This window comes from Glycomyces tenuis DSM 44171, assembly GCF_000427885.1.
Taxonomy (GTDB): domain Bacteria; phylum Actinomycetota; class Actinomycetes; order Mycobacteriales; family Micromonosporaceae; genus Glycomyces; species Glycomyces tenuis.
The window spans coordinates 268,179-279,767 of record NZ_ATYW01000002.1 but is presented as its reverse complement, the minus strand read 5'-3'; the positions used below and the strand labels follow the sequence as shown (position 1 = coordinate 279,767).

At 69.5% G+C, this 11,589-nt stretch carries 9 protein-coding genes; 5 read left to right on the top strand and 4 right to left on the bottom strand.

Annotation, left to right across the window (positions count from 1 at the left end):
* Positions 1–30 precede the first annotated feature (30 nt).
* The gene (locus YWW_RS0103905) at positions 31–279 is read left to right on the top strand and encodes a hypothetical protein (protein ID WP_026929068.1); all 249 of its coding nucleotides are present in this window, start codon (positions 31–33) and stop codon (positions 277–279) included.
* Positions 276–683: a type II toxin-antitoxin system VapC family toxin gene (locus YWW_RS0103900; RefSeq protein WP_026929067.1), complete on the top strand. Its 408-nt coding sequence runs from the start codon at positions 276–278 to the stop codon at positions 681–683. The genes YWW_RS0103905 and YWW_RS0103900 overlap by 4 nt, the downstream gene beginning before the upstream one ends.
* Position 684: 1 nt before the next feature.
* Here YWW_RS0103900 and rsmI read toward each other — a convergent pair whose 3' ends face one another.
* Positions 685–1,536, bottom strand: a complete 852-nt coding sequence (gene rsmI / locus YWW_RS0103895) for a 16S rRNA (cytidine(1402)-2'-O)-methyltransferase (protein WP_155829891.1) — start codon at positions 1,534–1,536, stop codon at positions 685–687.
* Positions 1,537–1,777: 241 nt separating this feature from the next.
* On the opposite strand from rsmI, the gene YWW_RS0103890 reads away from it, so the two are divergent.
* Positions 1,778–2,422 (top strand): restriction endonuclease, encoded by a 645-nt coding sequence (locus tag YWW_RS0103890; RefSeq protein WP_162181599.1) that lies wholly within the window; start codon positions 1,778–1,780, stop codon positions 2,420–2,422.
* Between the two features lie 68 nt (positions 2,423–2,490).
* Here YWW_RS0103890 and YWW_RS28200 read toward each other — a convergent pair whose 3' ends face one another.
* Genes YWW_RS28200 through YWW_RS0103875 form a run of 3 tightly spaced genes read right to left on the bottom strand, consistent with a single transcriptional unit; the run spans position 2,491 to position 6,229 of the window.
* Positions 2,491–3,954, bottom strand: a complete 1,464-nt coding sequence (locus YWW_RS28200; RefSeq protein WP_155829889.1) for a S1C family serine protease — start codon at positions 3,952–3,954, stop codon at positions 2,491–2,493.
* 56 nt (positions 3,955–4,010) lie between these two features.
* Positions 4,011–5,522, bottom strand: a complete 1,512-nt coding sequence (locus tag YWW_RS28190) for a sensor histidine kinase (protein WP_051325344.1) — start codon at positions 5,520–5,522, stop codon at positions 4,011–4,013.
* Positions 5,519–6,229 carry a response regulator gene (locus YWW_RS0103875; protein ID WP_026929064.1) on the bottom strand — a complete coding sequence of 237 codons (711 nt, stop codon included), beginning with the start codon at positions 6,227–6,229 and terminating at the stop codon, positions 5,519–5,521. The genes YWW_RS28190 and YWW_RS0103875 overlap by 4 nt, the downstream gene beginning before the upstream one ends.
* Before the next feature lie 495 nt (positions 6,230–6,724).
* Between YWW_RS0103875 and YWW_RS28185 the strand changes: the two genes are divergently transcribed.
* Both YWW_RS28185 and YWW_RS0103865 read left to right on the top strand, forming a co-directional pair.
* Entirely contained in the window at positions 6,725–7,084 is a 360-nt protein-coding gene (locus tag YWW_RS28185; RefSeq protein ID WP_051325343.1) for an STAS domain-containing protein, read from the top strand.
* Positions 7,085–7,605: 521 nt separating this feature from the next.
* Entirely contained in the window at positions 7,606–11,415 is a 3,810-nt protein-coding gene (locus tag YWW_RS0103865) for a multifunctional oxoglutarate decarboxylase/oxoglutarate dehydrogenase thiamine pyrophosphate-binding subunit/dihydrolipoyllysine-residue succinyltransferase subunit (protein ID WP_026929063.1), read from the top strand.
* Positions 11,416–11,589 lie beyond the last annotated feature (174 nt).

Genomic DNA, 11,589 nt, shown 5'->3' with positions numbered 1-11,589 from the left:
GAACGCCTCTCCGCTGGATACAATTCATTCATGTCAGACCTCTTGATTCACTCGGTTCCCGACAAGGACCTGGAGCAGATCCAAGCCGAGGCCGAAGCCCGGCAGCAGTCGCTCCAGGACTACATGCTGGAGATCATCCACGAGCGGGCCACGGGCAGCCGAAACCGCCGGAAGCTGGCGGAGATCGAGGAGCGACTCAAGCGTGAGGGAGGGCGACCGATCTCCATGGAAGACATCATCGCCGCCAAAGACGCTCCGCGGCACGGTTGGGAAGAATGATCGTCGTCGACGCTTCGGCGATGGTTGCCGCTCTTCGCAATTTCAGCCCCGACGGGGACGAGATCCGTAAGATCCTTTCGGCCCATAACCAGTGGCACGCTCCTTGGCATCAGCCCGCAGAGATATTCCATACATTCCGTGGGCTGTCGCTCGGCAAGATCCTCGCCAAAGACGTGGCCCGCATGGTAGTCGAGGATTATCTCGCGCTCGGCATCCACTTCGCGAGACCGGATCAAGCGCTCGCCGATAAAGTGTGGGAACTGCGTCACAACCTGTCTGCATATGACGCTCTCTACGTCGCGCTTGCCGAGAGCTTGGGCTCCGAGCTGCTCACCAGCGATGTCCGGATCGCGAATTCCAAGGCCGCCAAGTGCCCTGTCATCACCGTCAAAGCGGGGATGTGACTCAGTCTCGGTCTATCAAGGAGTCGTAGACCTCGCGCCGGGGCACGCCGAAGCGGCTCGCCACCTCCTTCATCGCGGCCTTGCGGTCCGTGCCGGCCGCTTCGAGGCGGGCCACCGCCGCCGCCAGCGCCTCCGGGGTGGCGTCCTCGGGATCCGGGCCGCCCCAGCCTTCGACGACGAGGGTGATCTCGCCGCGCGGCGGGTCCGACTCGGCTCCGGCGGCGAGCTCGCCGAGGCCGCCGCGCCTGATCTCCTCGTGCGTCTTGGTCAGCTCCCGGCACAGCGCCGCGGAGCGCTCGCCGCCGAAGGCGGCGGCCATGGCGCGCAAGACGTCGGCGACGCGCCGAGGTGATTCGAAGAACACCATCGTCCGCCGTTCCTCGGCCAGGGAGGCGAACAGGCGCCGCCGCTCGCCGTCCTTGCGCGGCGCGAAGCCCTCGAAGCAGAAGCGGTCGCACGGCAGCCCCGAGAGCGCCAGCGCCGTCGTCACCGCGCTCGCCCCGGGGGCCGCGGTCACCGTGAAGCCGGCGTCGATCGCGGCCCGCACCAGGCGGTATCCGGGGTCGGACACCGAGGGCATGCCGCCGTCGGTGATGACGGCGACCCGCTTTCCATCGTACAATTGTTCGATGAGCGGCTCGGTCCTGCCCGACTCGTTGCCCTCGAAGTACGACGTGATCGCCGCCGACGTCGACACGCCGAGCTCGCGCAGCAGCCGCTGGAGCCGCCGGGTATCCTCTGCGGCGATGACGTCGGCGCGCACCAGCTCCGACGCCACGCGAGGTGAGGCGTCCTCTGGATTACCCAGTGGCGCACCGAGAAGCACCAGAACGCCGGTCGATGATGTTGACATCAGGCCAGTATCCACTACTGTCCTGATCGAGGCCGCCGCTCACGGGCACCGCCGCGATCCGGCGCCAGGCCCCCGGTGAGCATGCGGCCACACGGCGCACATGCAGGCTGCGGGGGCATGTTGTCGGGTACCGGACAGTGACCTTACATATGAGCGAACGGTAACGGATACTCGGTGTAACACCACAGGCGACATAACGCAGCTGAACGCCCTCTCGAACACAGTGGAGGCAGCCTTGTCCGTGATCCTAAGAGTGGGAGCGGGGATCGTCGTTCTCATCATCGGTTACTTCGCCATCGGTTTCGTCGCCGAGCACTGGGCCTGGTTCGCTTCAGCAGCTATCTTGTTGGGGGGCACGGCACTCGCCGCGTGGGTGCTGCTTCGGAGCCGCGGTCACGAGCGCCACGACCACGTCCACACCGCCGAACGCCAGCAGTTGCTGCGCACCATCGACAAGATGAACATACCCACCTACGACGCGATGGTCGGCCAGCTCCTCGTCCGCCTCGACGCCAAGCGCGTCAAGAAGTTCGGGCACCGCCAGAACGACCTCGGATGCAACTTCGTGGTGACGTTCACCAACGGCAAGCGCGTCATCGTGCGCGCCAAGAAGGACGACCGCGCCATGAAGCGCCAGAACGGCACCCGCCACGTCCAGATCCTCGGCGGGGAGATCAAGGCCCGCTGGGACTGCGACGGCGGCGTGCTCATCACCAACGCCAACCTGCACTGGATGCACCACGCCGCCCGCAACGAGAGCGTGGCCGCGCAGCTGGGCGTCCTCATCCTCGACCGCGACCGCCTCGCCGAGTGGATCGACACCGGCGAACCGCCCGCCGAGCTGCGGCCGGTGCGGGCGGCCCTCCAGAGCACCGCGAACCAGTAACGCCCTCGGAAACCGAAGCCCCGGAACGTCACCGCTCCGGGGCTTCGGCCTTCTTGCCAGCCGATGCGCTAGTTGGAGGCCAGCGTGGCCTCGGTGGTCTGCTCCTCGTCGTCCCTGACGTAGGTGATGGCGATCGTGTCGCCGCTGGCCTTGCTCTGCACCGCCGAGACCACTTCGGAGGCGCCGGTGATCGGTTCGCCGTCGATCGCGGTGATGATGTCGCCCTCGGCGAGCCCGGCCTCGGCGGCCGGGGAGTCGGCCTCGACCGCGAGCACCATCGCCCCGTTGCCCTGGGTGTCGGTCACCGACACGCCCAGGTAGCCCTGCTCGACCGAGCCGTGCTCGATGAGCTGCTCGACCACGTCCTCGACGGTGTTCGACGGGATCGCGAAGCCGAGGCCGACGTTGCCCGACTCCGGCGAGAGGATCGCGGTGTTGATGCCGATCAGCTCGCCGGCGCCGTTGACGAGCGCGCCGCCGGAGTTGCCCATGTTGATCGCGGCGTCGGTCTGGATCAGGCCGCTCAGGGTCTGCCCGGTGGTCGGGCTCTGCTGCTGCTCGTTGCCGACGGACATGGAGCGGTTGAGCGCCGAGACGATCCCGGTCGTCACGGTGCCCTCCAGGCCGAGCGGGGAGCCGATGGCGACCGTGGCGTCCCCGACCTGAAGGGCGTCGGAGTCGCCGAAGGCGATCGGCTGGATGTCGTCGACGCCGGAGACCTGGATGACGGCCAGGTCCTGGGTGGCGTCGGTGGCGATGATCTCGGCCTCGCCGACGCCGCCGTCCGCGAAGCGGACCTCGACGGCGCCGGCGCCCTCCACCACGTGGTTGTTGGTGACGATGTAGCCGTCCTCGGAGTAGACCACGCCCGAGCCCTCGGCCACGTCGGTCACGATGGTGACCACCGAAGGGGTCACCTTGTCGACGATCTCGGTGTAGGTCATGCCCGCGCCGGCGTCCATCGACACGGACTCGACGACCGTGGTCGAGCCGTTGTCGTTGCCCAGATACCAGCCGACGGCGCCTCCGGCGCCGCCCGCGAGCAGGGCCAGGGCCACCGCGCCGGCGGCGATCTTGCCCCAGCCGCGCTTCGGCCGCCGCTGCGGGGCGGGGCCGTGCGGCCCGTAGCCGGCCGGCGGCGGGCCGAGCGGGGCGGTGTGCGGCTGCCAGGAGTGCGGGGCGTCGTTCGGCCCGGTCATGTGCGGCGCGGAGGCGGGCGGGCCGGGAGGCAGGACGCTGGTCTGGTGCGCCTGCTGCTCGGGCTGCGGGCCCGTCTGCGCATGGGGCTCGGGGGGCGCCTGGCTCTGCGGCGCCTGCTCGGGCCGCTCTGGGCCCGGTCGGGGTTCGGCCTGCTCGGCCGGGCGGTCGGGCGCCGCCTGCGGCGGGGTGGTGGCGCCCGCGTCGGGGCGGGCCGCGGGCTCGGCTCCTCGGGCGTCGTGGGGGTCCGCACCGGTGTGCGGCGCCTGCGGAGCCCGCTCGGGGCTCTGCTCTGGCCCCTCCTCGGGGCGCGGGCTGCTGTCAGCGTTGCTCATGAATGCAGCATGCAGCCCGTGGCTCTCGCTTCGCTGCGAAAACGCCTTAAAACCCTTTAATGATCCGAATGGGCCTCAGGGGGCGTCTCGGCGGCCAGTCGCACCGTGAAGACGGTGCCCTCGCCGAGCCCGGATCGGACGGAGACGGTGCCGCCGTGGGCCTTGACGATCGCGGCCACGATCGCCAGCCCGAGCCCCGATCCGGGGTGGTTCGCGGCGTCGGAGCGGAAGAACCGCTCGAAGACCCGCTCGGTGGTCTCGGGGTCCATGCCGGGGCCGTCGTCGGCGACCCGCAGCAGCACGTGTTCGGCGTCGGAGAGGACCTCGACGGTGACGCGGGTGCCCGGCGGGGTGTGCCTGACGGCGTTGGACAGCAGGTTGTCGAGGATCTGGCGCATCCGGGCGGGGTCGCCGGCCACGACGGTCGAGGCGCCCGGCACGGACTTGAACTCGAAGCGGTGGTCCTCGGCGACGACGGCGTGGGCCGAGACGGCCTCGCCGCCGAGGGCGGCCAGGTCGATCGCCTCGGTCTCGACCGGGCGCTCCTGGTCGAGCCTGGCGAGGTGGAGCAGGTCCCCGACGAGCAGGCCCATCCGCTTGGCGGCCTCCTCGATCTGTCCGATGTAGTGCTGCCGGTCGGCCTCGGGCATGTCCGGGTTGGCGCGGACCAGCTCGGCGTAGCCTCTGACGCTGGTCAGCGGCGTGCGCAGCTCGTGGGAGGCGTCGGCGATGAACTCCCTCATGCGCTGCTCGGAGTCGTGGGCGCGCTCCTCCGAGAACTCCCTGGCGCGGATCGAGCTCTCGATCTTGCCGAGCATCGAGTTGATGGCGTAGCCGACGCGGCCGACCTCGGTGGCCGGGTCGTGGTCGGGCACGCGCCTGGAGTAGTTGCCGGCCGCGATCATGGCGGCGGTGTTCTCGATCTGGCGCAGCGGCGAGAGGCTGGCGCGCACGAGGCCGACGCCGAGCGCGGCGAGCCCGGCGAGGACGCCCGCTCCGATGAGGATGTCGACCCACACCAGTCCGGCGACGGTCTTGTCGAAATGGGCGAGCCGGTAGGACAGCGTGTAGTAGGCGGCCCGCTCGTTGGTCTCGGCCTCCGGGTCGTAGTCGGGGTTCTCGGTGCCCACTTCGGTGCCGGGCAGGCCGAGGACCCGCCAGCGGGTGGTGCCGTCGGCGGCCAGCGCCGTGAAGGCCTCCCCACCGGCCTCCTCGAGCTGGGCGAGGGTGAACACCGGCGTGTCGGCGCGGTTGGCGGGCACGTCGAAGCGGTTCCCGTTGTCGTACACCGAGCTGAAGATGTACTGGTTCGGCCGCACGCCGAGGGTCTCGCTCGGCTCCTCGGCCGCGGTGCCGCTGAAGGAGGCGGGGTTGCCCTTGAGGAGCTGGTCCTTGAGCTCGTCGTCCACTGTGTCGAGGAAGTAGGAGTGCAGCGCGAGGATCGTGGAAACGCTGATGAGGATGAGCGACCCGGCGACGAGCGCGAGCACGGCGGAGGTCAGCCTGACCCGCAGGGGGGTCCGGTCCCACCGCTTCCTGGCGCTCTCGACGAAGTGGGGTGCGCTCAACGATTCTGCTCCCGCAGGACGTAGCCGATCCCGCGCAGGGTCTGGATGAGTTTGGGGTCGCCGGTGTCGACCTTGCGGCGCAGGTAGGAGACATAGGACTCGACGATGCCGTCGTCGCCGCGGAAGTCGTAGCGCCACACGTGGTCGAGGATCTGGGCCTTGGAGAGCACCCGCCCGGCGTTGATCATGAAGTAGCGCAGCAGTTTGAACTCGGTGGGCGAGAGCTGCACGGCCTCGCCGGCGCGCCAGACCTCGTGGGTCTCCTCGTCGAGTTCGAGGTCGGCGTACTTGAGGCGGGAGGGCCGGGGCAGCTCGCCGGCGGAGCGGCGCAGGACGGCGTGGATGCGGGCGACGACCTCTTCGAGCGCGAAGGGCTTGGTGATGTAGTCGTCGCCGCCGGCGGACAGGCCGGTGACGGTGTCGGCGGTGTCGTCGCGGGCGGTGAGGAAGAGCACGGGGGTGTGGTCGGAACCGGACCGGAGGCGCCTGACCACTTCGAATCCGTCGAAATCGGGCAGGTTGACGTCGAGGACGACCAGGTCGGGGCGGTGGCGGGCGACCGAGCGCAGCGCCTCGTCGCCGGTGCCCACGGCGTGGACGGAGAAGCCCGCGTAGCGCAGGGAGGTGGCGAGCAGTTCGCAGATGTTCTCATCGTCTTCGACGACGAGGAGCGTGGCCTCGGCGGACTCGGTGTTCGACTGGGGCATGGACCTCATCTTCACATGATCGTCGAGTCGCGGCCGACAAGCCCTCGTGACGCGGCTTGCCCGCAACGATGCGGTCTCATCGTCGGCGCGCGCTGGTCAGGGGTGGTTCTGTGGCGAGGATACGTCGTATGGGCCGGTGCGCCAAAGCGCCGGAGCGGCGGATCCCGCGCCGCACCTGGGTCTTCGGCCGCGCGGCGGACGGACATGCGCGACCGGGCGGGCCGACTGCGGAGGCGAGGACGCGGCGGGCGGGCACGCTCCCGCGGCGTCCGGACCCGGCGGCCGATACGGCCGGTCTCGGCCGCGGCGCGCATTCGGTGATGAGAGCGCCATCCGATGCGGCACATCACTGTCGGATGTATCACCTCCGCACTTTCGCGGGAACGCGGCGTGCGCGGACTGTTTTCGCTCGATTCCGTCGGATAGACTTTGTGTCGCAGCCGAGTACGGCAGGTGCTCGGGCCGTGACGCCCAACCAGTCTGTTAGGTGAATTCATGACGCTGTCAATCGAGACCGGCACGACCGACAATGGGATCGTCACCGTCGAGTTGGCCGGCGAGGTCGACTACGCGACGGCTCCCCAGATCCGCGAGACCATCACCAACGCGCTCGAAGGGGGCGGTGTCACTGCCATCCGGGTCGATGTCGCCAAGGTGACGGTCCTGGACTCGACGGGGATCGGCACGATCGTGGTGGCCTACCGCATCGCGCGCGAAATGGGCGTGGAGCTGGCCGTGGTCAACCCGAACCGGTTCATCACCCGCCTGTTCACGGTGGTCGGGGCCGAGGAGCTGCTCGAGGAGCCGACGGAGACGTTCACGGCGAAAGAGCGCAGCGCCTCCCAGACCGCGTAGACGGGCGCAGGCGGGCCTCGACGGCCCGCGCGTCCGAGTTCTCGAGGCCGAGGGCCCTCCCGCGCGGCGGCGGGCCCACGGCGGCTGCAATCCTCTGAGCGGAGCCCTCCGCGACTTGCGCCCGTGCGCCGCGGATCGGGTGCTCGATGCCGAGGGACCCCCGCGCGGCGAGGGGCCCGCAATGGCCGAAGACCGCTGAGCGAGCCCTCTGCGACCGCGCCTGTGCGCCGCGGATCGGGGTGGCCGCGAGGCGCCCCGTCGTGTCGGCGCTCGGCGCGGGCCCATGTGCGCCGGCCCCCCTCCGCCGGCCGTGAATCCGCCCTCACTGCGACGCTCGCGGGCCGTGCGTTCGCGCGGCCCGGCAGGCCGCTTCGAGCGGTCCGGACGCTCGACGTGGGCCACGACTCGCGGGCGCCACCCTGGCGAGTGACCGGCCCCGCAACAGCGTTACCGGTACTACATATTTCCGGCCCCACGGTTACCCTTGACCGGGGGACTGCTGTCTCCCATCCACGCAGCGTCTGCAAAGAAGAGGCGATTCAGCTGTGTCGAGTTCGACCCAGAGCGGTCCGTTGACCGATTTCGGAGCCAATGAGTGGCTGGTCAACGAGATGTACGAGCGTTACCGCGAAAATCCCGACAGCGTCAGCGCCGGGTGGCGCGAATTCTTCGGCGGCGATCCGGTGGGCACCGGAGGCGCCGACGGCCAGAGCGGGACGACCCCCGCGACGGACGCATCCGCGAAGGCGGCGACCGAGATCGAGGCGGAGACCACCGCGGCGGGCAAGCCCGCGCCGCGCGCCGAGCGGGCGGCGGAGAAGCCCAAGGTGGTCCCCAAGCCGGACGCCGAGACCGAGTCCTCCACAGCCGCGCCCGCGAGCCGCACCTCACCAGAGCCGCAGCCCGTCTCCCCCACCGAACCGTCCGGGAAGGCAAGCCCCGCCGTGAACGAGTCCGACTCCACCGCAATGCCCGGCTCCGCGGCGAAACCGCTCAAGGGAGTCGCGGCCAAGGTCGCGCAGAACATGGAGGCGTCGCTGGAGATCCCGACGGCGACCTCGGTGCGCGCCGTCCCCGCGAAGCTGCTGTTCGACAACCGCGTGGTCATCAACAACCACCTCAAGCGCAGCCAGGGCGGCAAGGTCTCCTTCACGCACCTGATCGGCTACGCGCTCGTGCAGGCGGTCAAGGCCCACCCGAGCATGAACGCCTCCTACAAGGTCGTCGACGGCAAGCCGCAGCTGGTCACCCCCGAGCACATCAACCTCGGCCTGGCGATCGACCTCGCGAAGCCCGACGGCTCGCGCACCCTGGTGGTGCCCTCGATCAAGGGCACCGAGACCATGGACTTCCGCGAGTTCTGGCACGCCTATGAGGACCTCGTCCGCAAGGCGCGCAACGGCAAGCTCACCATGGAGGACCACGCCGGCGCGACGCTGACGCTGACCAACCCCGGCGGCATCGGCACCGTCCACTCGGTGCCGCGGCTGATGAAGGGCCAGGGCCTCATCGTCGGCGTCGGCGCCATGGAGGTGCCCGCCGAGTTCGCCGGGGCCTCGGACGAGACCCTCGCCGACCTGGGCGTCTCGAAGATCATGACGGTCACCTCGACGTACGACCACCGCATCATCCAGGGCGCGGAGTCCGGCGAGTTCCTCAAGACGCTGCACCGACTGCTGCTCGGCGGCGAGTTCTTCGACTCGGTCTTCCGCAGCCTGCTCATCCCCTACGAGCCGGTGCGCTGGGTCAGGGACGTCGCCAAGACCCACGAGGGCCAGATCGACAAGACCGCCCGCGTCATCGAGCTCATCCACGCCTACCGCGTCCGCGGCCACCTCATGGCCGACACCAACCCGCTGCACTACGAGATCCGCCACCACCCGGACCTCGACGTGCTCTCGCACGGGCTGACGCTGTGGGACCTGGACCGGACCTTCCCGGTCGGCGGCTTCGCCGGCCAGCAGCGCATGAAGCTGCGCGACATCCTCGGCGTCCTGCGCGACTCCTACTGCCGCCGCATCGGCGTGGAGTACATGCACATCCAGGACCCCGAGGAGCGGGCCTGGCTCCAGCGGCGCATCGAGGTGCCGTTCGAGAAGCCGAAGATCGAGGAGCAGAAGCACATCCTCGGCCGCCTCAACGCCGCCGAGGCGTTCGAGACCTTCCTCCAGACCAAGTTCGTCGGCCAGAAGCGCTTCAGCCTCGAAGGCGGCGAGTCGCTCATCCCGATGCTCGACCAGGTGCTGCACTCGGCGGCCGACGCCGAGCTCGACGAGGTCGTCATCGGCATGCCCCACCGCGGGCGGCTGAACGTGCTGGCCAACATCGTCGGCAAGAAGCTCTCGAAGATCTTCACCGAGTTCGAGGGGCACATCGACCCCAAGAGCATCGGCGGCTCCGGCGACGTCAAGTACCACCTGGGCATGACCGGGAAGTTCACCACGCCCGACGGCAAGGGCGAGACCACCGTGTCGGTCACGGCCAACCCCTCGCACCTCGAGGCGGTCAACCCGGTGCTCGAGGGCATCGTCCGCGCCAAGCAGGACCGGTTGAACCTCGGCGAGGACGGCTTCACCGTCCTGCCCGTGGCGATCCACGGCGACGCCGCGTTCGCCGGCCAGGGCGTGGTGGCCGAGACGCTGAACCTGTCGCAGCTGCGCGGCTACCGCACCGGCGGCACCGTCCACGTCGTGGTCAACAACCAGGTCGGCTTCACCACCGCCCCGGCCTACTCGCGGTCGAGCCTGTACTGCACGGACGTGGCCCGGATGATCCAGGCGCCGATCTTCCACGTCAACGGCGACGACCCGGAGGCGGTCTGCGAGGTCGCGAAGCTCGCCTTCGCCTACCGCCAGCAGTTCCGCAAGGACGTCGTCATCGACATGGTCTGCTACCGGCGCCGCGGCCACAACGAGGGCGACGACCCGAAGATGACCAACCCGCAGATGTACCAGGTCATCGACGCCAAGCAGTCGGTCCGCAAGCTCTACACGCGCGCGCTCATCGGCCGCGGCGACATCACGATGGAGGACGCCGAGGAGGCGCTCGCCGACTACCAGTCGCAGCTGGAGCGGGTCTTCCGCGAGACGAAGGAGGCCCTGGCCGGGCAGACCGGCCCGATGCCGTGGCGCCACCAGCCCGAGCCGGTGGCCGACATCGACACCTCCGTCGACGCCGAGACCATCGCGATGATCGGCAAGGCGCACACCATGCTCCCCGAGGGCTTCAAGCCGCACAAGGCGGTCCGCAGGGTGCTGGAGAAGCGCAGCGAGATGTCCACTTCGGGCAACATCGACTGGGCCTTCGCCGAGACCCTCGCCTTCGGTTCGCTGCTGATGCAGGAGAAGGCCGTCCGCCTGGCCGGCCAGGACTCCAGGCGCGGCACCTTCGTGCAGCGGCACGCCGTCGTCATCGACCAGGAGACCGGCCGCGAGTACACTCCGCTGGCGCACCTGGGCGAGCACACCGAGCGGTTCTTCGTCTACGACTCGCTGCTCTCGGAGTTCGCCGCGATGGGCTTCGAGTACGGCTACTCGGTGGAGAACCCGGGGATGCTCGTGCTCTGGGAGGCCCAGTTCGGCGACTTCGTCGACGGCGCCCAGACCATCACCGACGAGTTCATCTCCTCGGGCGAGGCCAAGTGGGGCCAGCACTCGGGCCTGACGCTGCTGCTGCCGCACGGCCACGAGGGCGCCGGGCCCGACCACACCTCGGGGCGCATCGAGCGGTTCCTGCAGCTGTGCGCCGACGAGAACATGCGCATCGCGAACTCGACCAGCCCGGCCAACTACTTCCACCTGCTGCGCCGCCAGGCGCTGGACCCGGTGAAGAAGCCGCTGGTGGTGTTCACGCCGAAGTCGCTGCTGCGGCACAAGGCGGCCGTCAGCCACCTCGACGAGTTCACGGGCGGCCGCTTCCAGCCGGTCATGCCCGACCCGGCGATCGCCGAGGGCCGGATCCGGTCCGAGGACGTGCGCAAGGTCCTGCTGTGCTCGGGCAAGGTGTACTACGACCTGGCCGCGGCCAGGGACGAGCGCGGCGTCACCGACACCGCGATCCTGCGCGTCGAGCAGCTCTACCCGCTGCCGGTCGAGGAGCTGCGCAGCGCGCTCGGCTCGCTCGCCTCGGCCGAGGACATCGCGTGGGTGCAGGAGGAGCCGGCGAACCAGGGCGCCTGGTCGTTCATCGCGCTCAACCTGCTCGAGGAGCTGGGCGGGGTGCACCTGAGGCGCATCTCCCGGCCGGCGGCCGCGGCGCCCTCGACCGGTTCGCCGAAGGTCCACGAGGTCGAGCAGCAGGCGCTCATCGACGTGGCCGTGCCGCGTCCGTAAGAGGCGCGCGGAACGTTCGCGATGAGGGGAGGTCTTCGGACCTCCCCTCATCGCATTGCGACGCTTCGACCACATCGTCCCCCCTTTGCATCACGAATCGAAATACATATTCATCGACACTCTTGACTGACGGACGCGTGAACGGTAACAATGTTGCCATGGTCACGCCCGCGG